At 60.1% G+C, this 22,543-nt stretch carries 20 protein-coding genes; 15 read left to right on the forward strand and 5 right to left on the reverse strand.

What is annotated here, in order from left to right; all coding sequences use genetic code 11:
• Window positions 1-4: 4 nt before the first annotated feature.
• The 4 genes from ACZZ0Q_RS09535 (at window position 5) to ACZZ0Q_RS09550 (ending at window position 4,681) form a co-directional block, all read left to right on the forward strand.
• On the forward strand, window positions 5-1,564 hold the full coding sequence (locus ACZZ0Q_RS09535; RefSeq protein ID WP_463539193.1) for an FGGY-family carbohydrate kinase: 1,560 nt from the start codon (window positions 5-7) through the stop codon (window positions 1,562-1,564).
• A 60-nt stretch (window positions 1,565-1,624) separates the two neighbouring features.
• A complete protein-coding gene (yegS, locus tag ACZZ0Q_RS09540; RefSeq protein WP_463539192.1) occupies window positions 1,625-2,533 on the forward strand; it encodes a lipid kinase YegS in 909 nt (302 codons plus the stop codon).
• 175 nt (window positions 2,534-2,708) lie between these two features.
• The gene (locus ACZZ0Q_RS09545) at window positions 2,709-3,635 is read left to right on the forward strand and encodes a chemotaxis protein CheV (protein ID WP_463382976.1); all 927 of its coding nucleotides are present in this window, start codon (window positions 2,709-2,711) and stop codon (window positions 3,633-3,635) included.
• A 245-nt stretch (window positions 3,636-3,880) separates the two neighbouring features.
• Window positions 3,881-4,681 carry an MOSC domain-containing protein gene (locus tag ACZZ0Q_RS09550; protein WP_463560510.1) on the forward strand — a complete coding sequence of 267 codons (801 nt, stop codon included), beginning with the start codon at window positions 3,881-3,883 and terminating at the stop codon, window positions 4,679-4,681.
• A gap of 208 nt (window positions 4,682-4,889) precedes the next feature.
• Here ACZZ0Q_RS09550 and ACZZ0Q_RS09555 read toward each other — a convergent pair whose 3' ends face one another.
• Window positions 4,890-6,815, reverse strand: a complete 1,926-nt coding sequence (locus tag ACZZ0Q_RS09555) for a transglycosylase SLT domain-containing protein (RefSeq protein WP_463539191.1) — start codon at window positions 6,813-6,815, stop codon at window positions 4,890-4,892.
• Window positions 6,816-7,162: 347 nt separating this feature from the next.
• Between ACZZ0Q_RS09555 and ACZZ0Q_RS09560 the strand changes: the two genes are divergently transcribed.
• Window positions 7,163-9,073, forward strand: a complete 1,911-nt coding sequence (locus ACZZ0Q_RS09560) for an ATP-binding cassette domain-containing protein (RefSeq protein ID WP_463539190.1) — start codon at window positions 7,163-7,165, stop codon at window positions 9,071-9,073.
• Window positions 9,074-9,093: 20 nt separating this feature from the next.
• Entirely contained in the window at window positions 9,094-9,780 is a 687-nt protein-coding gene (locus tag ACZZ0Q_RS09565; RefSeq protein ID WP_463539189.1) for a DUF6901 family protein, read from the forward strand.
• Between the two features lie 121 nt (window positions 9,781-9,901).
• Here the strand turns inward: ACZZ0Q_RS09565 and ACZZ0Q_RS09570 are convergent, their stop codons facing one another.
• Window positions 9,902-10,342 (reverse strand): universal stress protein, encoded by a 441-nt coding sequence (locus ACZZ0Q_RS09570; protein ID WP_122450575.1) that lies wholly within the window; start codon window positions 10,340-10,342, stop codon window positions 9,902-9,904.
• 86 nt (window positions 10,343-10,428) lie between these two features.
• Here ACZZ0Q_RS09570 and ACZZ0Q_RS09575 point away from each other — a divergent pair, with 86 nt between their 5' ends.
• The gene (locus ACZZ0Q_RS09575) at window positions 10,429-10,866 is read left to right on the forward strand and encodes a hypothetical protein (RefSeq protein WP_463539188.1); all 438 of its coding nucleotides are present in this window, start codon (window positions 10,429-10,431) and stop codon (window positions 10,864-10,866) included.
• A gap of 176 nt (window positions 10,867-11,042) precedes the next feature.
• On the opposite strand, the gene ACZZ0Q_RS09580 is transcribed toward ACZZ0Q_RS09575, so the two are convergent.
• Complete coding sequence (locus ACZZ0Q_RS09580; RefSeq protein ID WP_463539187.1) at window positions 11,043-11,867, reverse strand: hypothetical protein; 825 nt, start codon at window positions 11,865-11,867, stop codon at window positions 11,043-11,045.
• 439 nt (window positions 11,868-12,306) lie between these two features.
• On the opposite strand from ACZZ0Q_RS09580, the gene fadB reads away from it, so the two are divergent.
• From fadB to ACZZ0Q_RS09610, 6 genes are all read left to right on the forward strand, one after another.
• Window positions 12,307-14,454 carry a fatty acid oxidation complex subunit alpha FadB gene (fadB, locus tag ACZZ0Q_RS09585; protein WP_463539186.1) on the forward strand — a complete coding sequence of 716 codons (2,148 nt, stop codon included), beginning with the start codon at window positions 12,307-12,309 and terminating at the stop codon, window positions 14,452-14,454.
• A gap of 30 nt (window positions 14,455-14,484) precedes the next feature.
• Window positions 14,485-15,660 carry an acetyl-CoA C-acyltransferase FadA gene (fadA, locus tag ACZZ0Q_RS09590; RefSeq protein ID WP_122495407.1) on the forward strand — a complete coding sequence of 392 codons (1,176 nt, stop codon included), beginning with the start codon at window positions 14,485-14,487 and terminating at the stop codon, window positions 15,658-15,660.
• 120 nt (window positions 15,661-15,780) lie between these two features.
• On the forward strand, window positions 15,781-16,017 hold the full coding sequence (locus tag ACZZ0Q_RS09595; protein ID WP_463539185.1) for a DUF1653 domain-containing protein: 237 nt from the start codon (window positions 15,781-15,783) through the stop codon (window positions 16,015-16,017).
• 114 nt (window positions 16,018-16,131) lie between these two features.
• Window positions 16,132-18,741, forward strand: a complete 2,610-nt coding sequence (gene topA / locus ACZZ0Q_RS09600; RefSeq protein WP_463539184.1) for a type I DNA topoisomerase — start codon at window positions 16,132-16,134, stop codon at window positions 18,739-18,741.
• Window positions 18,742-18,810: 69 nt separating this feature from the next.
• Window positions 18,811-19,329 (forward strand): DUF6586 family protein, encoded by a 519-nt coding sequence (locus tag ACZZ0Q_RS09605; RefSeq protein WP_463539183.1) that lies wholly within the window; start codon window positions 18,811-18,813, stop codon window positions 19,327-19,329.
• A gap of 97 nt (window positions 19,330-19,426) precedes the next feature.
• Window positions 19,427-19,660 carry a hypothetical protein gene (locus ACZZ0Q_RS09610; protein ID WP_110614760.1) on the forward strand — a complete coding sequence of 78 codons (234 nt, stop codon included), beginning with the start codon at window positions 19,427-19,429 and terminating at the stop codon, window positions 19,658-19,660.
• 246 nt (window positions 19,661-19,906) lie between these two features.
• On the opposite strand, the gene sulA is transcribed toward ACZZ0Q_RS09610, so the two are convergent.
• A complete protein-coding gene (gene sulA, locus ACZZ0Q_RS09615; protein ID WP_463539182.1) occupies window positions 19,907-20,386 on the reverse strand; it encodes an SOS-induced cell division inhibitor SulA in 480 nt (159 codons plus the stop codon).
• A gap of 9 nt (window positions 20,387-20,395) precedes the next feature.
• Window positions 20,396-21,007 carry a transcriptional repressor LexA gene (gene lexA, locus ACZZ0Q_RS09620; RefSeq protein ID WP_463539181.1) on the reverse strand — a complete coding sequence of 204 codons (612 nt, stop codon included), beginning with the start codon at window positions 21,005-21,007 and terminating at the stop codon, window positions 20,396-20,398.
• 231 nt (window positions 21,008-21,238) lie between these two features.
• Here lexA and ACZZ0Q_RS09625 point away from each other — a divergent pair, with 231 nt between their 5' ends.
• On the forward strand, window positions 21,239-21,955 hold the full coding sequence (locus tag ACZZ0Q_RS09625) for a TetR/AcrR family transcriptional regulator (RefSeq protein ID WP_463539180.1): 717 nt from the start codon (window positions 21,239-21,241) through the stop codon (window positions 21,953-21,955).
• 55 nt (window positions 21,956-22,010) lie between these two features.
• Entirely contained in the window at window positions 22,011-22,535 is a 525-nt protein-coding gene (locus ACZZ0Q_RS09630) for a L,D-transpeptidase family protein (RefSeq protein ID WP_463539179.1), read from the forward strand.
• Window positions 22,536-22,543 lie beyond the last annotated feature (8 nt).

The raw sequence follows: 22,543 nt of genomic DNA on the forward strand, positions 1-22,543 counted from the left end.
AGCCATGAGCGAAAAAAGTTACCTGCTGGCCATCGATAACGGCACCCAGAGCGTGCGCGCCTTGCTGTTTGATTTGCAGGGCAATCTGCTCGGCAAGGGCAAGGTCGATTTGCAGGCGTATTACTCCACGCAACCCGGCTGGGCCGAGCAAGATCCCGAGTATTACTGGCAGAGCCTGGGCGAAGCGTGTCGGCTGCTATGGCAGCAGGTGGACATCGACAAGCGCCAGATCAAAGGCGTGTCGCTGACCGCCCAGCGCGGCACCATCATCACCGTCGACGCCCAAGGCACGCCGCTACGTCCGGCCATTCTCTGGCTCGACCAGCGCCGCGCCGAGGTTCGCGGCGCAATCAAGGGGCCGTGGGGCTGGCTGTTCAAGCTGATTCGCGAAGAGGCCACCGTTGATTATTTCCGCGCCCAGGCCGAGGTGAACTGGTTGGCGCAGCAGGAGCCGGCTCTGTGGGCCAAAACCGACAAAGTGCTGCTGCTCTCCGGTTTCCTTACCCACCGTTTGTGCGGGAAGTTCGTGGATTCGGTGGCGTGCTGCGTCGGTTACCTGCCGTTCGATTACAAGCGCCTGAAATGGGCCAGCCGCCGTGATTGGAAATGGCAGGCGATGCCGGTGCGTGAGCAGCAATTGCCGGAATTGGTAAAGCCGGGTGAACGCCTGGGCGTGATCAGTGCCGAGGCCAGCCGCCATACCGGCATTCCCGAAGGCCTGCCGTTGATTGCCGCTGGCGCGGACAAAGCGTGCGAAGTGCTGGGGGCGGGCGGGGTGGAGCCGAGTACGGCGTGTTTGTCGTATGGCACCACAGCAACCATCAACACCACGCGGCGTACTTACCTGGAAACGGTGCCGCTGATTCCACCGTTTCCGGCAGCGATTCCCGATCACTTCAATACCGAGGTGATGATTTATCGCGGCTTCTGGATGGTCAGCTGGTTCAAGCAAGAGTTTGGCCTGCGCGAGATGCAGCGCGCCAACGAACTGGGCGTCGAGCCCGAAACGTTGTTCGACGAACTCGTGAACAGCGTGCCGGCCGGATCCATGGGGCTGATGCTGCAACCGTACTGGACGCCCGGCATTCGCGAGCCGGGGCTGGAGGCCAAGGGCTCAATCATCGGTTTTGGCGACGTGCACACCCGCGCGCACATTTACCGCGCCATTCTCGAAGGGCTGGCGTATGCGTTGCGTCAGGGTAAGGAGCAGATCGAGAAGCGCTCGGGCAGCACGATCACTCGCTTGCGCGTATCAGGCGGCGGTTCGCAAAGCGATGCGGCCATGCAACTGACGGCGGATATTTTCGGCCTGCCCGCCGAGCGCCCTCACGTTTACGAAACCTCGGGGCTGGGCGCGGCCATCGATTGCGCCGTGGGGTTGGGCCTGCATCCAGACTTTCCCTCCGCCATCGCCGCCATGACCCGCGTGGGTCGCGTGTTCGAGCCCAACCCGTCGGCGCAACGAATCTATGAACGCTTGTACCGCGAGGTGTACCAACGGATGTATAAGCAACTCAAACCGTTGTACCAAAGCATTCGCAGCATCACCGGCTACCCGTCCTAGGCGTGTCACAGCGACGTCGTCACGTCTGGGTGGCCTGGCGGGCCACTAAAGGATTAATTGATGAACGAGCGCAAAGCCTTACTGATTCTGCATGGCAAACAAGCCCTCAACGAAGACGTGCGCGCCGCCGTACAGGCCCAGCGCGATGCCGGCTGGGACTTGGCCGTACGCGTGACGTGGGAGGGCGGCGACGCTCAGCGTCTGGTTGGCGAGGCGCTGGCCGCCGGTTATCCAACGATCATCGCGGGCGGCGGCGACGGCACCCTGCGTGACGTGGCCGAAGCCATGGCCCTGGCCGACAGCGATGCCAGCCTGGCGCTGCTGCCGCTGGGCACCGCCAACGACTTCGCCCGTGCCGCCGGCGTGCCGCTGGTGCCGCTCGAAGCGTTGGCGTTGCTGGACGAGGAGGCGCTGCCGATTGATATGGGCGAGGTCGACGGGCAGCTATTCCTGAACATGGCCACGGGCGGCTTCGGTTCGAAAATCACCGCGAATACGCCGGAAGAACTCAAGCGCGTGTTGGGCGGGGCGGCGTACTTGCTCACCGGGCTGACGCGGTTCTCGGATGTGCACGCCGCGTTCGGGCGCTTCAAAGGCCCCGACTTTTCCTGGGAAGGCGACTTTCTGGCCTTGGGCATCGGCAACGGTCGCCAGGCCGGCGGCGGCCATATGCTCTGCCCGCAGGCGTGCGTGAACGACGGCCTGCTGGACATCTGCATCGTGCCGGCGCCGCAAGACGTGGTCGGCACCCTGGGCACGTTGCTGTCGGGCGGCATCCTTGGGCTGGAGAGCGTGTCGATCAATGCGCGCCTGCCCTGGATCGAGGTCGAAACCCCGGAAGGGCTCGACCTCAACCTCGACGGCGAGCCGCTGGAAAGCCGGGCGCTGCGCTTCAGTGCCCGGCCGGCGGCATTGCGCGTGCACCTGCCGCCGGGTTCACCGCTGTTGGGCCAGGCACTGCTACCCTGATTAGAGGTCGTGGACGCGCCCATCAAGGCAGCGCAGACTCGGCGCTGTGCTGGTGCTTGCAGTGATGGCACGGCATGATGGCACCCTTTGGCGCGGACACATTTCAGTTGTGTCACATGCAGCCGATAAGGTTGCAAGCAACAGCTAGACTCGACAGACACAACAGGAGCACAGCATGGCCGGCATTCTCGACTCAGTGGACCAACGCACCCAGCTAGTGGGTGAGAACCGCCTGGAAATTCTGATGTTCCGCCTGGCAGGTCGGCAGCTTTTCGCCATCAACGTGTTCAAGGTGCAGGAAGTTTTGCAGATGCCAAAACTGACCCTGATGCCGCACCGCCATCCTTTCGTGTGCGGCGTGGTCAGCCTGCGCGGCCAGACGCTGCCAGTCATCGACCTGTCCCAAGCCATCGGCATGCGCCCCATCGTGCCGGATGAGCGCAGCACCATCATCGTTACCGAATACAACCGCTCCGTTCAGGCCTTCCTGGTCGGCGGCGTTGACCGCATTCTCAACCTCAACTGGGACTCCATCCTGCCGCCGCCCGGTGGCGCCGGCCGCCAGCACTACCTGACGGCCATCACCAAGGTGGAAGAGCAGTTGGTGGAAATCATCGACGTGGAGAAAGTGCTGGCCGAAATCGTGCCGTACAACGCCACCATTACCGGCGACCGCCTCACCGACCCGGTGCTGGAAAAAGCCCGTGGCCGCGAAGTGCTGCTGGTAGATGACTCCAGCGTCGCCCTGGCGCAACTGCGCGATACCTTGTCCCAGCTCGGCCTCAAACTGCATGTGGCCACCGACGGGCTGAAAGGTCTTAATCAGCTGAAAAAGTGGGCCGACGAAGGCCACGTGATGACCGACAAGCTGCTGATGATCTTCACCGACGCCGAAATGCCGGAAATGGACGGCTACCGCCTCACCACCGAAATTCGCAGCGACCCGCGCCTGAAAGACCTGTACGTGGTGCTGCATACCTCGCTGTCGGGCAGCTTTAACGAAGCGATGGTGAAGAAAGTGGGCTGCGATAACTTCCTGTCCAAGTTTCAGCCGGACAAGTTGGTAGACGTGATTCGCGAGCGGTTAATGCTCGACGAGTAACGATTTGCTGCGCGTCGGCCCTCCGGCGTTAAAAAGCCCTGCTGAAATGCTCATTGGCTACAGCCAACTCCGCTTTCAGCAGGGCTTTTTGCCTTGGATGGCTCTAGCTCGCTAAATCGTTAGAACGTAGCGAACGGCTTTCCCGGGCTCGGCCATTGCGATTAGCCGCGATGCTTTTTGCCCCTTGAGCGCCACCCCACCCATTCCGTATAACGGTCGCCTGTGCCTTCTTTCAGGACCTCGTTATGCGTCTCTCCGCGCTCTACCGCTTTCCGTTGAAATCCGCCATTGGCGAGAGCCTGCCGCGCGCGCAGATCGATAGCATCGGCATGGTCGGGGACCGTCGCTGGATGTTGGTGGACGCCAGCAACGGGCGGTTTTTCACGCAGCGGGCGATAGCGCATATGTCGCAGCTCTCGGCGCTGTGGAACGCCCAGGGCGGCCTCACGTTAAACGCCGAAGGTTTCCAAGCGCTGGATGTGCCGGTGCCCGACCCGGACGCTAACGTGCGCGGCGCGTTTATCTGGAGCGACAACATGGTGGTGCCGGATGCCGGCGACGAAGCAGCGGACTGGCTCAGTCGTTTTCTCGGCAAAGCCTGCCGCCTGGTGCATGTGCCGGTGGAACGCGCGCGGGATATTCCGGGCAGTCTCGGGCCAACCGAGAAAGTGGGTTTCCCCGATGGCTTTCCGTTGCTGCTGATTGGTCAGGCCTCGTTGGACGATTTGTCCGCCCGTGTTGGCCGTCCGCTGGAGATGCTGCGCTTTCGCACCAATCTGGTGGTGGAAGGCAGCGAGCCCTATGCCGAAGACACTTGGAAACGCATCCGCATCGGCACCACGGAGTTCCGCGTGGTTAAAGGCTGCACCCGCTGCATCATGACCACCATCGACCCGCAAACCGGCCAGCGCAGCCCGGACCGCGAGCCGCTCACCACCCTGAAAACCTACCGCGAGCGTGAAGGTGAAGTGTATTTCGGTCAGAACCTGATTAATCAAGGGGCAGGGGAGATTGCGGTGGGGATGGATGTAGAGGTGTTGGAGTAACCCGCGGCGCTTCACTCGGGTTGGTTGCCTTCGAGATTCTGGATCCCCGCCTGCGCGGGGATGACGGAGTCGGGTTGAAACTCTCTGCCAAAAGCCTCAGCGCCAGCACCTACTCCTTGTGGGAGCGGCTGGGCGGCATTCCGATTAGCCGCGATGCTTTTGATTGAAAGTGCATCGCGGCTAAAGCCGCTCCTACAAGTACGTGGGTTTACTGATCGTCAAAGAACCGCTCATGCCAGTCCACTAGCGGCTGTGGCGCGTTCAGTTTGAAGCCGTAGATCACCGCATACGACAACACGTTCTGCACGTACTGGCGGGTTTCGTCGAACGGGATGGTTTCCACCCACACGTCATACGCCAAGTGGTTTGAGCCTTTCAGCCATTGGCGCACGCGCCCGGGACCGGCGTTGTAAGCGGCAGAGGCGAGTACGCGGTTGCCGTTGAATTGGCCATGTACCTGGCTCAGGTACGCGGCACCGAGCTGCACGTTTTTGTCCGGGTCCAGCAACTGTTGCGGGGCAAACGGGATGCTGAATTTGCGCGCGGTTTCTTTGGCCGTCGCCGGCATCAGTTGCATCAGCCCGCTGGCGCCGACGCCCGAGCGGGCGTCGTCCATAAACGCGCTTTCCTGACGCGTAATCGCAAACACCCAACTCGAGTGCAGGCCGCGCACTTTGGCTTCGCGCACCAGAGTGTTGCGGTGGGCCATGGGGAATCGTACGTCGAGGTCGTCCCAGTACTGCGCCTGGCTGATGGTGCGAATGGCCGGGAAGTACCACTGTTTCTCATAGGCCAAACGCGCTTGCGCCACCAACTCGTCGCGGCTGAACAAGCGGCTGACGTGGTACCACTCGCGGCGCCCGTCGACGATCTGGCCCCGATCATGAAATTCCAGCGCACGGCGAATGCCCGGCGTGTTGCGCACTTTCTGCACCAGTTTCGGGTCAAGCAGCAGCGGCTTGTTGGTCAACTGGTACGGCGTTTTCAGCTGGTCGGCGGCCATAAAGCCGTAGAAATCGCGTTCTTTCGACACCGGCTGATACAGCACCATCGCGCCCGCGTTGTTTGGCTCGGCCAATTGCTGACTTCGGGCCTGCCAGTAGCGCCAGCGGTTGGTGTTGGCCAGATCAGCCGGCATGCGGCGGATCAGCTGGTTGGCTTCGCCCCAACGGCCCAGGCGCAGCAGCAGACGCGCACGCCATTCGGTGACGGTGTTGTCGCGCAGCTCCGGGTCGTATTGGGTCATGATCGGCAGGGCGCGATCATCAAAGCTTTTGGCCAGGGTCAGGCCGATTTCACGGGCGATGGCCACTTTTTCTTCCATCGAAAACGGCAAGCGCTGGGCGTAGTCGTTAAGCAGGCTGATGGCTTTTTCCGGGTCCGCTTTGGCCAGGCGGCGCAGGCCAATGCTCACCACGTCGGCCATGGTCTGGCTGGGCGGCGCGAAGCGGCCAGTCTGGGTCAGCATGGTCGGCTTTTGCGCCACGTCGATCATCAGTTTGCCCTGGGGTGCCAGGGTCGTAAGCGTCTGGGTCAGGTGCGTGGCCAGGCTGTAATTGCGCGCTTGCACAGCAAGCTTGAGGCGTTTCCAACGCATGGTTTCGGTGAGCTGGCCGGCGTTGGCCCACATGTTGAACAGCGGCTCGCAGGCGTCGGGCTGCGACTTGCCCACCAGCCAGAGTTTCTCCGCACTGGCGTAGCCTTCGGCGGTCAGGCCATGGATGAGTTGGTACTGGCCGTTGAGGCAGTCCAGCTCGGTGAAATTCATTTTCGGGTCGTAGTACTTAACAAACGGCTTCCAGTCGCCACGCTCAGCCAGCCAGCGCAACCAGCGCAATTTCATCCAGTTGGCTTGCGGCAGGTCGCCGTGCTCGGCCAGAAACTTCTCGATTTCGGCATTGCTGGCGCTTTTCAGTCGGGCGGTCAGTTCGTCGTAGGCCAGATAAGGCTCAAGCGGATAGTCGGAGAGGGCGTTGGCGTACAACCGATAGGGGCCGCTGTCGCCCTTGGCGAGCGCGCGTTTGGCCTCGTCATAAAACAGACGCTGCTGCGCCAGACTGGTGGCCGCAGAGGCGTTGAGGGTGACCGAGGAGAGAAGCAGGCAGGAAAACAGGCAGAGCAGACGACCGCGCATGACACTTCCGAGCTGAAAATTCTGAAAGGCGCGCCGATGACTGGGCGCTCAAGGTGGGTAGCTTAGCCTTTTGCCGGGCGGTCGAGAAAGCGAAAGCACGATGTGCTGGTCGGGCGGTTTTGGAGGAGCGAGTTCAGCCGCGCTGCTTTTCACAAGGCGTTTGCAGCAATCGCGGCTGAAGCCGCTCCCACAGAGACCGCTTGCGCAAAAAAAAATGCCACCCGGCCAGGGGCGCAACTCGGTAGAATGCGCGCCCAGTTTTGCCAACGCGAATAGCGTGTGGCGAAGAGTTTTCCAGCGGCTGTCGTGCATCGCGCCACGGCCGCAGCTATTCCCTCGAGGCGACCATGCTGCTCAAGTTCACTGATGTTTCCCTGGCCTATGGCGCAATGCCGCTGCTGGACAAGATTTCCTGGCAGATCGCCCGAGGCGAGCGGGTGTGCATCATTGGCCGCAACGGCACGGGTAAATCCAGCATGCTGCGTATCGTCAAAGGCGATCGTTTGCCGGACGACGGCAGCGTATGGCGCGCCCCCGGTCTGAAAATCGGCGAGCTGCCGCAGGAACTGCCGGTGGCCGATGGCCGTACCGTGTTCGACGTGGTGGCCGAGGGCCTTGATGGCGTTGGCGCGCTGCTCGCCGAATACCATCACTTGAGCATGAACATCGTCACCGACGAAGACCTCAACAAGCTCATGCACGTGCAGCAAGAACTCGAAGCCAAAGACGGCTGGCGCTTGCAGCAATTGGTCGACAGCACTTTGAGCCGCCTGCAATTGCCGGCTGACAAAACCTTGGCCGAACTGTCCGGCGGCTGGCGTCGCCGCGTGCTGCTGGCGCAGGCGCTGGTGTCCGAGCCGGACTTGCTGCTGCTCGACGAACCCACCAACCACCTGGACATCGGCGCCATCGCCTGGTTGGAAGATGCCCTCAAAGACTTCCAGGGCGCCGTGCTGTTTATTACCCACGACCGGTCCTTCCTGCAAAACCTGGCGACGCGCATTCTCGAACTCGACCGTGGCGGCCTGATCGACTGGAACGGCGACTACGCCAGCTTCCTGGAGCACAAAGAACAACAACTGGCGGCCGAAGAAACCGCCAACGCCTTGTTCGATAAGCGTCTGGCCCAGGAAGAAGTGTGGATTCGCCAGGGCATCAAAGCCCGCCGCACCCGTAACGAAGGCCGAGTACGTGCCCTGAAAGCGTTGCGCGTTGAGCGCAGCGAACGCCGCGAGCGCACCGGCAAAGCGAATATTCAGTTGGATACTTCGGAGAAGTCCGGCAAGCAGGTGATGGTGCTGGACAACGTCAGCTTCGCCCACGCCGGCGGCCCGATGTTGATCAAAGACTTTTCCATGGTGCTTCAGCGCCAGGACCGTATCGGTCTGCTCGGCGCCAACGGCACCGGCAAAACCACTTTGCTCAAGCTGATGCTGGATGACCTGCAACCGACGCAGGGCAAAGTGGAAGTGGGCACCCGTCTGGAAGTGGCGTACTTCGACCAGCTGCGCCATCAGTTGGACTTGGAAAAAACCGTGATCGATAACGTGGCCGAAGGTCGCGACTTTATCGAAATCGACGGCCAGAACCGCCACGTGCTCAGTTACCTCGGTGATTTCCTGTTCAGCCCGCAGCGCGCCCGGACGCCGGTGAAAGCCTTGTCGGGCGGTGAGCGTGCGCGTCTGTTGCTGGCTAAGCTGTTTAGCAAACCGGCGAACCTGCTGGTGCTGGACGAACCGACCAACGACCTCGATGTAGAAACCCTCGAGCTGCTGGAAGAAGTGCTGTCCAACTTCGCCGGCACCGTGCTGATGGTCAGCCACGACCGGGCGTTCCTCGACAACGTAGTGACCAGCACGCTGGTGTTCGAAGGCGAAGGCAAGGTGCGCGAATACGTGGGCGGTTATCAGGACTGGCTGCGCCAAGGCGGTTCGCCGCGCTTGCTGGGCGTGGGCGAAAGCAAATCCGGCAAACCGGAAACCACTGCACCTGCACCCACCGCCGCTGCGCCGGCTGCCGCACCGGCACAGGAGCCTGCGAAAAAGAAATTGAGCTACAAGCTGCAGCGTGAACTGGAAAGCCTGCCGGGCCTGATCGACGCGCAGGAAGCCAAGATCGCGCAGGTTAACGAAGAAATTGCCGGGCCGACTTTCTACCAGCGCCCAGCCGCCGAAACCGCCGCGGTGTTGGCCAAGCTGGAAACGCTGCAGCAAGAGTTGGACGCGCTGTTGGAGCGCTGGGCAGAGCTGGACGCCTGATCTGTTTGTCGGAGACCTGAATGGCCATCGAGTACCGGATTTCCCTCGACGATAGTCACGAGTTTGGCTATCGCATCGAACTCAACCGCGAGTACGACCAAGAGCGCGCGCTACTGGCGCCGGCCTGGACGCGGCTTGAGTACCACCAATGCAGCAACTGCCCGCTCAAGCGCGAGCAGTACAGCCACTGCCCGGCAGCGGTGGATTTGCACCGGGTAATCGAGGATTTCCAAGGTTTGCCAGCGTTCCAGAAAGCGCATTTCTGGGTGCGCACGCCTGAGCGCGAATACAGCAAGCAAGTCGGCCTGGAGGAGGGCTTGCGCGCCTTGCTCGGGCTGATCATGCCGACCAGCGCCTGCCCAGTGCTGAGCAAGCTCAAGCCGATGGCGTTCAACCATTTGCCGTTTGCCAATAACCAGGAATTTATTCTGCGCGCGGTGTCGCTGTACCTGTCACGGCAGTATTTCAACTTCCGTGAAGGGCGGCATGCGGATTGGGAACTGAAGGGCTTGGTGCGACTGTTCCAGCAATTGCAGCTGGTCAATCAGGCGTTCTGGCAGCGCATTCACGACGTGTGCGAAGGCGACTCGAACCTTAAGGCGTTTCTGACGTTTTTCTCGATGTCGACCAGCATCACCCACTCGCTGGAAACCCAGTTGCAGAAGATTCGGCCGATGGTGATGAGCGCGGGGGATTTGCCGGAGTAGGGCGTTGCAACTTGGGACTTGTGGGAGCGGCTTTAGCCGCAATTGGCCGGGCCTGGAAAAGCCCTTGTCTGCTCAAGAGCATCGCGGCTAAAGCCGCTCCCACAGGGTTTCGGTGTCTGGGTTATTCCGGCTTTTTCAGCCGCACGGCCAGCACATCACACGGTGCACCGTGCAGTACGTCATTGGCAGTGGAACCCAGCAACAGCGCCAGGCCGTGACGGCCATGACTGCCGACCACAATCAGATCAGCGCCTTGCTCGGCGGCCAGGCGGTGGATTTCCTGGCGCGGTTGGCCGTAGACGAGGTGGCGCGTGTCGGGGCCCAGTTCGGGATATTTAGCGGAGTAGCTGTCCAGTCGCTCGCGGGCTTGTTCGAATTGCTGCTGTTGCAGGGTGGACAGGTCCATCGGTACGTCGCCACCAAAGGCCATGGCCATCGGTTCGACGATGTGCACCAGCGACAGCTTGGCTTGGCTGGCGGCGGCGAGCGCATAAGCGCGCTTCATCACCGGGTCGCATTCTTCGGAAAGATCCAAGGCAACCAGAATGTGCTGATAGGGCATGACGGTGACTCCTCCTGAGGCGAATGATCAAAGTATGGCTGTGATTGTTAGCTAAATGCAGCACTTTTAATGGTGAGATTTAACGTATGACCGTGTGGATCGTGGTGCTGCTGATTGCCGTTGTGCTGAGCCCGTTGGCCTGGCTGCGCCCCTCGCGGCGTCAACAAGGGCGTATGGCCATTCGCATGGCCGCGCGCAGTCAGGGGCTGGGGATGCAGTTGTCGCGTCAGGAGTGGCCGCACTGGCTGCCTGAAGAGCCGCCCAGCCCTTGCCCGCAATACCACCGGGCCCGCCGCCGGGGTGCGAGCGATAGCTGGTGTTACTGGCAGATGAGCGCGGGCAATTGGGTAAACCAATGGCGTGAGCCCTGCACCGACGCAGCGCTGCTGGCGCACCTGCACACGCTGCCGGCCGACGTTTATAAAGTCGAAGCAACGACGCAGATGATTTCCCTGTGTTGGGGCGAGGCGGGTGAGGTGCAAGGCCTCGAGCCCGTAGCGGCGGTGTTGAAGGCGTTGGCCTGACACACCGGCTTTTGTAAGAGCCAGCTTGCTGGCGAATCCTGCAACCACGATCCGCGAACGGCGTTTCCACGGTTCGCCAGCAAGCTGGCTCCTACGGTTTGAAAACGCGATAAAAAAAGCCCGAAAACATATTCGGGCTGGGTTGGCCAGGCAGGCCGGAAAGTTGGGTGCTGTGGTCAAAGCTTGGCGGCCAGGTACTGCGCCGAAACTCCTTCCAAACCATCAATAATGCTGTCTGAGTACTTACTGACCACGAAAGGTACAGAGTTCTCGTTGTAATTTTTCAGCGATTTTTCGATGTAGCGCCATTTGGTGTTGATGCCGTTGAGCGATTCACGGATTTGCGCGGTGTTTTGTGGCGACTGCTCAAGCGTAGTCAGCTTGCCGGCGAACTGGGTGACCAGGTCGTCGATGGTCTGGTTATCACCCGCAGCGCTGCCAATAAAGGTGCCGCCCACCGATGCACTGCGCGAAGCATAGTCCACGGCGATGGCTTGCATGAGCAAACTTTGCTCGCGGCTCTGCTGAGTCATTGGCGGCACAATCTGGCCGCTTTCTTGTTGAATTTTTCCGTACAGCTCGTTGCTCAGTGCCATCAGCTGCTGATTGCGAGTGGCCAGGTCGGCTACGGGCTGCAGGTCGGTGAAACCTTGGGTTTTCATGGCGGTGGTGAGGCTTTTCAACTCGCTTTCATACGCACCGAGCTGTTGCGCGAGTTGCGCGCGCATGGCCTTGGAAGCGTCGCCAGGAAGGTCGGTTAGCTCGGCCAGACGCGCGTTGGCGTTTTGTACCGATTCTTCAATCAAGCGCGCGTAGCGCTGATCGCCGTCCATGCTGTTGTACATGTAGAAGTCACCCAGACTTTTCTGCGCAGCCAGGCGTAGCTGATGCAATTTCAGCAGGGCGTCGGTTCCGGCGGCGGGGGTGGCGGCGTGGGCGCTTAAGGGGAGAAGGGCGGTCAGTACGAGGCTCAGCAGTATGGCAAGCGGACGGCTCGTCATGGTTACTCCGTGGGGCTTCATTGTTTTTGTTTTTGTCACGCGTTGGCAGCGTGTTGGGGCGACTGTACCTGCGCCGTTTGGCTTTTACTAGCGCTCACCGGCATCACAATGATGGCATTTCCCTACAGCGCAGTAGGCGCGTGCTAGAGCAGTTGGAATGTTTTCCCTGACAGCACGGTCGATATTTCCCTACGAGGTAAGACGAAATATCGCTCCAATTGACAAGCGCAATCTTTTCTACGAAGGTGTGCGCACCCGAATCAAACGGGCGTATGAATCAAGTGTTTGCTTTGTGCAGCACGGTTCATAGGCCGCCCGAATATCGCGTCGGCGGGTGTGTCAGGCTGTTCGAGACTATTCTCGACGGTCCTGCTGCGGACCAGTCCGCTGCTTGGCGTCCGACGTGTACGTTCAGCTTCCATACCGTGGAGATCAGTTGATGATTTACGAAGGTAAAGCCATCACGGTTAAGGCTCTTGAGAGTGGCATCGTCGAATTGCAATTCGACCTCAAGGGTGAGTCCGTCAACAAATTCAACCGTCTCACACTGGCCGAACTGCGCCAGGCCGTGGACGCCATCAAGGCCGACGCGTCTGTTAAAGGCGTAATTGTCAGCAGCGGCAAAGACGTTTTCATCGTCGGCGCCGACATCACCGAGTTCGTCGACAACTTCAAAATGTCCGACGAAGAGCTGGTAGCCGGCAACCTTGAAGCCAACAAAATCTTCAGTGATTTCGAAGACCTTGGCGTTCCGACCGTTGCGGCCATCAATGGCATCGCATTGGGCGGCGGTTTTGAAATGTGCTTGGCTGCGGATTACCGCGTCATCGCTAGCAGCGCCAAAGTCGGCCTGCCAGAAGTCAAACTGGGCATCTACCCGGGTTTCGGCGGCACCGTTCGTCTGCCGCGTGTTATCGGTACCGATAACGCCATCGAGTGGATTGCTGGCGGTAAAGAAAACCGCGCAGAAGACGCCCTGAAAGCAGGCGCTGTCGATGCCGTAGTCGCTCCTGAAAAACTGCAAGCAGCCGCTCTGGACCTGATCAAGCGCGCCATTTCTGGCGAGCTGGATTACAAGGCCAAGCGTCAGCCGAAGCTGGAAAAAATCAAGCTCAACGCCATCGAACAAATGATGGCCTTCGAAACCGCCAAAGGTTTCGTCGCTGGGCAAGCTGGCCCGAACTACCCGGCGCCGGTTGAAGCGATCAAAACCATCCAGAAAGCGGCCAACTTCGGTCGTGAAAAAGCCCTGGAAGCAGAAGCAGCCGGTTTCGTGAAACTGGCCAAAACTTCTGCTTCGCAGAGCCTGGTTGGCCTGTTCCTGAACGATCAGGAACTGAAGAAAAAAGCCAAAGGCTACGACGCTGTCGCCAAAGACGTGAAACTGGCCGCCGTACTCGGCGCCGGCATCATGGGTGGCGGTATTGCTTACCAGTCGGCCGTCAAAGGCACGCCGATCCTGATGAAAGATATCCGCGAAGAGGGTATCCAGATGGGTCTGGCCGAGGCGTCCAAATTGCTGGGCAGCCGCGTCGCCAAAGGTCGTCTGACCGCTGCCAAAATGGCTGAGGCACTGACTGCCATTCGCCCAACCATGTCCTACGGCGACTTCGGTCACGTCGACATCGTGGTTGAAGCTGTGGTCGAGAACCCGAAGGTCAAGCAAGCCGTATTGGCCGAAGTGGAAGCCGTGGTTAAGGAAGACGCCATTCTGGCCTCCAACACCTCGACGATCTCGATCAGCCTGCTGGCCAAGGCGCTCAAGCGTCCTGAAAACTTTGTTGGCATGCACTTCTTCAACCCAGTGCACATGATGCCGCTGGTTGAAGTGATTCGTGGCGAGAAGTCCAGCGAAGTGGCTGTAGCCACCACCGTTGCCTACGCCAAGAAAATGGGCAAAAGCCCAATCGTGGTCAACGACTGCCCAGGCTTCCTGGTTAACCGCGTGCTGTTCCCTTACTTCGGCGGCTTCTCCAAGCTGATCAGCGCTGGCGTCGACTTCGTGCGTATCGACAAAGTCATGGAGAAATTCGGCTGGCCCATGGGCCCGGCTTACCTCTCCGACGTAGTCGGCATCGACACCGGCCACCACGGCCGTGACGTAATGGCTGAAGGCTTCCCGGACCGCATGGCTGTTGAAGGCCGTACCGCGGTAGACGTGATGTACGAAGCCAACCGCCTGGGCCAGAAGAACGGCAAAGGTTTCTACGCCTACGAGATGGACAAGCGTGGCAAGCCGAAGAAAGTGACCGATCCGGTTGCCTACGAAGTGCTCAAGCCCGTCATCACCGAACAGCGTGAAGTGACTGACGAAGACATCATCAACTTCATGATGATTCCGCTGTGCCTGGAAACCGTTCGTTGCCTGGAAGACGGCATTGTCGAAACCGCAGCTGAAGCCGATATGGGCTTGATCTACGGCATCGGCTTCCCTCCCTTCCGTGGTGGTGCACTGCGTTACATCGATTCCATCGGTGTAGCCGAGTTCGTCGCCCTGGCTGACAAATACGCCGACCTGGGCGCGCTGTACCACCCCACCGCGAAGCTGCGTGAGATGGCCGCCAACGGCCAGAGCTTCTTCGGTTAAGCGCGTAACGCATAGAGCGAGAGTGAATTTATGAGCCTGAATCCAAGAGACGTGGTGATTGTCGACTTCGGTCGCACCCCGATGGGTCGTTCCAAAGGCGGCATGCACCGCAACACCCGCGCAGAGACCATGTCTGCGCAACTGATTACCGGCGTGCTGGCACGCAACCCGAAGCTGGATCCAGCTGAAGTGGAAGACGTGATCTGGGGCTGCGTAAACCAGACCCTGGAACAAGGTTGGAACATCGCGCGCATGGCGTCGCTGATGACCCCGATCCCGCACACCAGTGCTGCACAAACCGTCAGCCGCCTGTGCGGCTCGTCGATGAGCGCACTGCACACCGCCGCTCAAGCAATCATGACCGGCAACGGTGACGTGTTCGTCATCGGCGGCGTGGAGCACATGGGCCACGTCGGCATGATGCACGGCGTGGATCCAAACCCGCACCTGTCCCTGTACGCCGCCAAGGCCTCGGGCATGATGGGCTTGACCGCTGAAATGCTCGGCAAAATGCACGGCATCAGCCGTGAAGCGCAGGACGCATTCGGTGAGCGTTCCCACCGTCTGGCCCACAAGGCTACCGTCGAAGGCAAGTTCAAGGATGAAATCATCCCGATGCAAGGCTACGACGAGAACGGCTTCCTGAAGGTGTTCGACTACGACGAAACCATTCGTCCGGAAACCACCGTCGAAAGCCTGGCTGCTCTGAAGCCTGCGTTTAATCCGAAAGGCGGCACCGTAACTGCCGGTACTTCGTCGCAAATCACCGATGGTGCTTCGTGCATGATCGTGATGTCGGCTCAGCGCGCTCAAGACCTCGGCATTCAGCCGATGGCCGTGATCCGCTCGATGGCAGTGGCGGGCGTTGACCCGGCAATCATGGGTTACGGTCCAGTACCGTCGACCCAGAAAGCGCTGAAACGCGCCGGTCTGACCATCAACGACATCGATTTCTTCGAGCTCAACGAAGCTTTCGCCGCACAGGCCCTGCCAGTGCTGAAAGACTTGAAAGTGCTCGACAAGATGGACGAGAAGGTTAACCTGCACGGCGGCGCCATCGCCCTGGGTCACCCGTTCGGCTGCTCTGGTGCGCGCATTTCCGGCACCTTGCTGAACGTAATGAAGCAGAATGGCGGTACCTTCGGCGTGTCGACCATGTGCGTCGGCCTCGGCCAAGGCATCACCACCGTCTTCGAACGCATCTAAGGGAACGCTCGGCAACGAGCGGACTCCACATGCGAGGCGGTGAACAACCGGGGCCCTGTGCCCCGGTTTTTATTTTTGTCAGACCACGCTTTTATTTTTTATCGACATGAGGAAGCTTTGATGCACGTACAACCCGGCCTCTATCGTCACTACAAAGGTCCCGAGTACCGCGTGTTCGGTGTCGCGCGGCACTCCGAGACCGAAGAGGAGGTGGTCGTGTACCAAGCGCTATACGGCGACTACGGCCTTTGGGTGCGGCCGCTGAGCATGTTTACCTCCACCGTCGAAGTGGACGGCGCGACTATGCTGCGCTTTGCTCTGATCGAGGCCGAACCGGATCGCTTCGTGCGGCCTTGAGCTGACATCAGACGTGATCCGCCCTTGACCTCACCTTAGTCGCCACTATATATAGCGGTGCCGCGAAAGGCGGCCCCCGCCATTCAGTTCTCACATTCAGGAAATTTCCGATCCATGGGCAAATCGCTGGTCATCGTGGAATCCCCGGCCAAGGCCAAGACCATCAACAAGTATTTGGGCAACCAGTACGTGGTGAAGTCGAGCATCGGCCATATCCGTGACCTGCCTACCAGCGGTTCGGCCAGTGCAGCCAAAGAGCCAGTCAAACGGGGCAAGGCTGCTGCAGCCGAAGCGCCGGCACTGAGCGCCAAGGACAAAGCCAAGCGCCAACTGGTGGCGCGCATGGGCGTGGATCCGGAGCACGGCTGGAAAGCCAAGTACGAAATTCTTCCTGGTAAGGAAAAGGTCGTCGAAGAGCTGCGCCGTCTCGCCAAAGATGCTGACACCATCTATCTCGCAACCGACTTGGACCGCGAAGGGGAAGCCATTGCCTGGCACCTGCGCGAAGCCATCGGTGGTGACGACAGCCGCTACAAGCGCGTGGTGTTCAACGAGATCACCAAGAAGGCCATTCAGGAAGCGTTCTCCAAGCCGGGCGAGTTGGACATCAACCGCGTCAACGCCCAGCAAGCACGCCGCTTCCTCGACCGCGTTGTGGGCTACATGGTCTCGCCGCTGCTTTGGGCGAAAATCGCCCGTGGCCTGTCGGCCGGCCGCGTGCAATCGGTAGCCGTGAAACTGGTGGTGGAGCGTGAGCGCGAAATTCGTGCGTTCAACCCTGAAGAATATTGGGAAATTCACGCCGACCTGGGCACCGCCAAAGGCGCCAACGTGCGCTTTGAAGTGGCCCGTGAAAACGGCGAAGCCTTCAAGCCGCTGAACAAGCAGCAAGCCGATGCGGCACTGGCCAAGCTGAAAAGCTCCAGCTACAGCATCGTCAAACGCGAAGACAAACCGACCAGCAGCAAGCCGTCTGCGCCGTTCATCACGTCCACCTTGCAGCAGGCCGCGAGCAACCGCCTGGGCTTCGGCGTGAAGAAAACCATGATGATGGCCCAGCGTCTGTACGAGGCTGGCTACATCACGTATATGCGTACCGACTCGACCAACCTCTCGGCCGATGCCGTGACCATGGTTCGTGATTTCATCGAAGGCGAGTTCGGCAAGAAGTACCTGCCGGCCAAGCCGAACGTGTACAGCAGCAAAGAGGGTGCTCAGGAAGCGCACGAAGCGATTCGTCCGTCTGACGTCAACCTCAAGCCGACCCAGCTGTCTGGCATGGAGCGTGATGCCGAGCGTCTGTACGAGCTGATCTGGCGCCAATTCGTGGCCTGCCAGATGCCGCCGGCCGAATACCTGTCCACCACCGTCAGCGTCAAAGCCAGCGAATACGAACTGCGCGCCAAAGGCCGCATTCTCAAGTTTGACGGTTACACCCGCGCCATGCCGCAAATCAGCAAGCCCGGCGATGACGATGTGCTGCCCGACATGAGCGAAGGCGAAGCGCTGAAGCTGATCCAGCTCGACCCGAGCCAACACTTCACCAAGCCGCCGGCACGCTACTCCGAAGCCAGCCTGGTTAAAGAGATGGAAAAACGTGGCATTGGTCGTCCTTCGACCTACGCAGCGATCATCTCCACCATCCAGGAGCGCGGCTATGTGGCGTTGCACAACCGTCGTTTCTACTCGGAGAAGATGGGCGATATCGTTACTGAGCGCCTGAGCGAAAGCTTCTCCAATCTGATGGACTACGGCTTCACCGCCGGCATGGAAGAGAACCTCGACGACGTCGCCCAGGGCGAGCGCGAGTGGAAAAACGTGCTCGACGAGTTCTACGGCGACTTCAAGAAAAAACTCGAAGTGGCCTCGGAAAGCGACAACGGCATGCGTGCCAACCAGCCGACGCCTACCGATATCGCCTGCCGCGAGTGCGGTCGGCCGATGATGATTCGTACCGCGTCCACCGGCGTGTTCCTCGGTTGTTCGGGCTACAGCCTGCCGCCGAAAGAGCGCTGCAAATCGACCATTAACCTGATTCCCGGCGACGAAATCGCCGCAGATGACGAAGGCGAGTCGGAATCGCTGGTTCTGCTGGGCAAACACCGTTGCCCGATCTGCAGCACCGCGATGGATGCTTATCTGCTGGACGAAACCCGCAAGCTGCACATCTGTGGCAACAACCCGGATTGCGCTGGCTACGAGATCGAGCAGGGCAGCTACCGCATCAAAGGCTACGAAGGGCCGAGCCTGGAGTGCGACAAGTGCGGCAGCCAGATGCAACTGAAGACAGGCCGTTTCGGCAAGTTCTTCGGCTGCACCAACCCTGAATGCAAGAACACACGGAAATTGCTGCGTAGCGGCGAGCCAGCGCCACCCAAAATGGACGCGGTGAAAATGCCGGAGCTCAAGTGCGAGAAGGTGAACGACACCTACGTGCTGCGCGACGGCGCCAGCGGCTTGTTCCTTGCCGCCAGCCAGTTCCCGAAAAACCGCGAAACCCGCGCGCCGTTGGTGCTGGAGTTGATCCCGCATAAAGACGAGATCGATCCGAAGTACCACTTCCTGATGTCGGCGCCGAAGAAAGACCCGGATGGCCGTCCTGCGGTCGTACGCTACAGTCGCAAGACCAAAGAGCAGTACGTGCAAACCGAAGTGGAAGGCAAGCCGACTGGCTGGCGTGCGTTCTACGACGGCAATGCCTGGAAAGTCGAAGACAAGCGTTAATCCCTAGCACGCGCGCCAGTTGCGACTGGCGCGCGTATGGTGAGTCTGTCTGCCGTGGAGGGTGCCGCAATGGCCCATGAACTCTATACCCGCACCAATCAAAAATTGTTCTTCGCCGGTTTGTCGCTGGAAGCCTGGCGGCGTGCCGAGGAAGGCCAGGCGGTCAACGCGCCGGCGCTGATTTTGGCCGAGCGTGAGGCGTGCCTCTTTCATCTCTATGGCGCGCTGCTTGGTTTGTGCCATGAAGTGGCCGGCTACTACCGCTTCGACGAGGTGAACGTGCCTCGTGTGGAAGCGATTCTGACGCCGGCCGTGTTGAGCGCTACGCCCAGTCCGGAACTGGCGGAGCTGGTGGAATTGGCTCAGCAGTCCGAAACCTGGCTGGCGCAAATGATCAGCGCATACCAGGCACTGTTCCTGCCGCCCAAAGCGCCCGCAAAGGCCAAACTCGACCCGACGCTACCGTTGATCGAAGCCTACAGCCTGGATGAGGAGCAACCGCTGCTGCCTCGAGCAGAGCTCGAAAGCTGGCGCCAGCACCTGAAAACCCTGGCTTTGCGCTTCCGTGAAACGCTGAGCGAGTGCTGAGTTTTTCTGGCCGTTGCGTCAAGCGAGTGGATGGCTGGGCTAGGGAAGAGGGCCGACGGGCTGATACACTGCCGGCCTCACGTGGAGATTTAAGTTTATGCCTACATCCTTTCTAGAAATTGTCGAGTTGCCCGACGGGCGAATTGCCCTGCGTCGCGCCGAGGATGAAGAGGCGTTGGTGGTATTGGATTTCTCGGCGGATGCCAAGGCATTCCTTCAAGGCCACCACGTTGAAGTGGCCAAAGCCATGCTCAACGTCGGCGTTCAAATGGCCGGCCGCTTGGCAGAAGGCGACTTTGAAAAAGACGAAGGCCCGCGCGTTCTGCATTAATTGCTGAGCCGAACCCGGCCCTATAAAAAAGGCACCTGAGCAGGTGCCTTTTTTATAAGACCGGGAACGAGCGCACGGCTTGCCGGTTGGGTTGACCGAGCATGCTGCGGATCACGCATCGCGGCTAATCGAAATGCCGTCCAGCCGCGCCTACAAAAACATCACAGGTTCAAAACCATCGGTTGGCTTACCCAATACGGCGCAATCCAACCCAATCAGCCGACGCCACTAATCCAGCCGACGCAACTAGCCCAAGCTGATGTTCAAGCTCTGCGCTTTACCCGTGCGCGCTGCCGTGGCGAGCTGGTCGCGGGCAGGGCGATGCAGCGGATGCAGCCAGCTCACCACCGTGTGGCTACGGCCCAGTCGCAGCGCTTCGCAGGCTAGCTCCAATGGGCTTTGCCCCGAGCGCGGTTGCAGTAACAGAATGCGCTCGCGGTTCAGGCCCGCATCGCGTAGCCAGGCCTGAGTCAGGCTGGCGGGCGGGGCGATCAGGGTCAGCCAGCGAGCGTCTTGCTCCTGGCTCAGTTCGCGCAGGATCGGCGCCAGCAGGTGCAGGCAGTTCCCGGCAGCACCACGCAGCAACAGCTCGCTGAATGTCTCTGGTTCTGGCTCTTCGAACCAACCGGTTTCAACGATATCGGTCAACAACGGCGCCGACGATTGCGTCAGGAAGGCGTCGAACAATGGCAGTTGGGTACGGTCCAGCGCTTGTGGGAACTGCATACAGCCTCCTCAGCGGCGAATAACGCCGACACTCAATCCTTCGATCACCAGATCCTGTTCGGTCAGGTCGATTTCGATGGGGGCGAACTCGGGGTTTTCGGCGATCAACCAGACTTTGTCGCCTTCACGTTTGAAGCGTTTCACCGTCACCTCATCGTCGATGCGCGCCACCACAATCTGGCCGTTGCGGGCCTGCTGGGTGGTGTGCACGGCAAGCAGGTCGCCGTCGAAGATGCCGATGTCTTTCATGCTCATGCCGCGAACACGCAACAGATAGTCGGCGCGAGGGTGGAAGAACTCGGGGTTAATGCGGCAAGATTCTTCGACATGCTGCTGCGCCAGAATCGGCGCACCGGCGGCAACGCGGCCGATAATGGGCAAGCCGGTTTCTTCGTCGCTGCTCGGCTCGAAACCGGGAATGCGAATGCCACGGGAAGCGCCGGGCGTCATCTCAATAGCGCCTTTGCGCGCCAGGGCCTTCAGGTGTTCTTCCGCAGCATTGGGCGATTTGAACCCAAGCTGTTGCGCAATTTCAGCGCGGGTGGGCGGGTAACCGTTGTCTTCAAGGCATTGCTTGATGAAGGCGAGAATCTCGGCTTGGCGTGGCGTGAGTTTGAGCATGTCCGGCCTCTGTCTTTTTATACAGTGACTGGGATTATATACAGTGATCGGCGCTTGGCAATGCTTCTGTGCGTTGCGGCTGTAAAGTTTCTGCTTTCATAAGTGAAATTCGTAAGCGAAAGTGATAGTTACAGCGCAACGTGACTGGCCAGCCAAATTACGGTTGCTGCGACTTGACAACTTCACCGCTTGAAACGTATGTTTCAAACAAGTGTTTGTCAGGTGATTCCCATGGCTCAGTCAGAAACAGTCGAACGCATCCTGGATGCCGCAGAGCAGCTCTTCGCGGAAAAAGGTTTTGCCGAGACATCCCTTCGGTTGATCACCAGTAAAGCTGGCGTCAACCTGGCCGCTGTGAATTACCACTTCGGTTCCAAGAAAGCGCTGATTCAAGCGGTGTTCTCCCGTTTCCTCGGGCCATTCTGCGCCAGCCTCGAGCGCGAGCTGGACCGCCGCCAAGCCAAACCTGAGAGCAAAGCCAGTCTTGAAGAGCTGCTGGAAATGCTGGTGGAGCAAGCCCTGGCGGTGAAGCCGCGCAGTGGCAATGACCTGTCGATTTTCATGCGTCTGTTGGGCCTGGCTTTCAGTCAGAGCCAAGGCCATTTGCGTCGTTATCTGGAAGACATGTACGGCAAGGTGTTCCGCCGCTATATGCAATTGGTCCACGAAGCGGCGCCGCGTATTCCACCGATTGAGCTGTTCTGGCGCGTGCACTTTATGCTCGGCGCGGCGGCGTTCAGCATGTCGGGTATCAAGGCGCTGCGGGCGATTGCCGAGACCGATTTCGGCGTGAGCACCTCCATCGAGCAGGTGATGCGCTTGATGGTGCCGTTCCTAGCCGCCGGCATGCGTTCGGAAACCGGCGTTACCGACGACGCCCTGGCCAGCGCCCAGCTGCGCCCGCGCACCAAAACCTCCGCGCCGGCACTTCAGCCCAGCAAGGTGTAAAACCCTCAAATCGCCTGCTGCCAGCAGCGGGCGTGATCGGCTAAGCTTGCCGCCCATGACGATCCTCGACTCGCTGCACATTTCCATCGCTGACCAGCTGCTCTACGGTTTTGCCGAAGGGCACCTGGTGTTGCGCTTGCCCGTTTCTACGGCATTGAACGGGGCAGGGGAGCAGAACGGTTCGAACTGCACGCCGCGCGGCCTGCACCAGGTGCGCGCGAAAATCGGTGACGGTTTGCCCTTGGGCGCGGTTCTGCGTGGCCGGCGCTGGACTCAGGAAATCTGGTCCGCCGAACTTGGCGCGCAATTCCCGGGCCGCGACTGGATCCTCACCCGCATTCTCTGGCTCAGCGGCTGCGAGCCGGGCGTTAATCGCCTCGGCCCGGTCGATACGTTCCGCCGCTACATCTATTTACACGGCACGCCCGACAGCGAGCCCATGGGCGTGCCGCTTTCCCATGGTTGCATCCGCCTGCGCAACACCGATGTGCTGGAACTCTTCCCCCGCGTGCCTCTCCATTGCCCGGTAAAAATTGACGAAGCCGCCTGCCCGCAGTGGGCGACGGCCGCTCTCAGCTAAGGATTTGT

The sequence above is a fragment of the Pseudomonas sp. AC070 genome (assembly GCF_979258635.1).

Bases quoted from the DNA above. Each gene is read 5' to 3' on its own strand.
- ACZZ0Q_RS09625 (WP_463539180.1), top strand. From the start codon at position 21,239: ATGGCTCAGTCAGAAACAGTCGAACGCATCCTGGATGCCGCAGAGCAG.
- yegS (WP_463539192.1), top strand. From the start codon at position 1,625: ATGAACGAGCGCAAAGCCTTACTGATTCTGCATGGCAAACAAGCCCTC.
- sulA (WP_463539182.1), bottom strand. From the start codon at position 20,386: ATGCAGTTCCCACAAGCGCTGGACCGTACCCAACTGCCATTGTTCGAC.
- fadB (WP_463539186.1), top strand. From the start codon at position 12,307: ATGATTTACGAAGGTAAAGCCATCACGGTTAAGGCTCTTGAGAGTGGC.
- ACZZ0Q_RS09580 (WP_463539187.1), bottom strand. From the start codon at position 11,867: ATGACGAGCCGTCCGCTTGCCATACTGCTGAGCCTCGTACTGACCGCC.
- topA (WP_463539184.1), top strand. From the start codon at position 16,132: ATGGGCAAATCGCTGGTCATCGTGGAATCCCCGGCCAAGGCCAAGACC.
- ACZZ0Q_RS09565 (WP_463539189.1), top strand. From the start codon at position 9,094: ATGGCCATCGAGTACCGGATTTCCCTCGACGATAGTCACGAGTTTGGC.
- ACZZ0Q_RS09610 (WP_110614760.1), top strand. From the start codon at position 19,427: ATGCCTACATCCTTTCTAGAAATTGTCGAGTTGCCCGACGGGCGAATT.
- ACZZ0Q_RS09570 (WP_122450575.1), bottom strand. From the start codon at position 10,342: ATGCCCTATCAGCACATTCTGGTTGCCTTGGATCTTTCCGAAGAATGC.
- ACZZ0Q_RS09550 (WP_463560510.1), top strand. From the start codon at position 3,881: ATGCGTCTCTCCGCGCTCTACCGCTTTCCGTTGAAATCCGCCATTGGC.
- ACZZ0Q_RS09555 (WP_463539191.1), bottom strand. From the start codon at position 6,815: ATGCGCGGTCGTCTGCTCTGCCTGTTTTCCTGCCTGCTTCTCTCCTCG.
- ACZZ0Q_RS09605 (WP_463539183.1), top strand. From the start codon at position 18,811: ATGGCCCATGAACTCTATACCCGCACCAATCAAAAATTGTTCTTCGCC.
- ACZZ0Q_RS09575 (WP_463539188.1), top strand. From the start codon at position 10,429: ATGACCGTGTGGATCGTGGTGCTGCTGATTGCCGTTGTGCTGAGCCCG.
- lexA (WP_463539181.1), bottom strand. From the start codon at position 21,007: ATGCTCAAACTCACGCCACGCCAAGCCGAGATTCTCGCCTTCATCAAG.
- fadA (WP_122495407.1), top strand. From the start codon at position 14,485: ATGAGCCTGAATCCAAGAGACGTGGTGATTGTCGACTTCGGTCGCACC.
- ACZZ0Q_RS09560 (WP_463539190.1), top strand. From the start codon at position 7,163: ATGCTGCTCAAGTTCACTGATGTTTCCCTGGCCTATGGCGCAATGCCG.
- ACZZ0Q_RS09595 (WP_463539185.1), top strand. From the start codon at position 15,781: ATGCACGTACAACCCGGCCTCTATCGTCACTACAAAGGTCCCGAGTAC.
- ACZZ0Q_RS09545 (WP_463382976.1), top strand. From the start codon at position 2,709: ATGGCCGGCATTCTCGACTCAGTGGACCAACGCACCCAGCTAGTGGGT.
- ACZZ0Q_RS09630 (WP_463539179.1), top strand. From the start codon at position 22,011: ATGACGATCCTCGACTCGCTGCACATTTCCATCGCTGACCAGCTGCTC.
- ACZZ0Q_RS09535 (WP_463539193.1), top strand. From the start codon at position 5: ATGAGCGAAAAAAGTTACCTGCTGGCCATCGATAACGGCACCCAGAGC.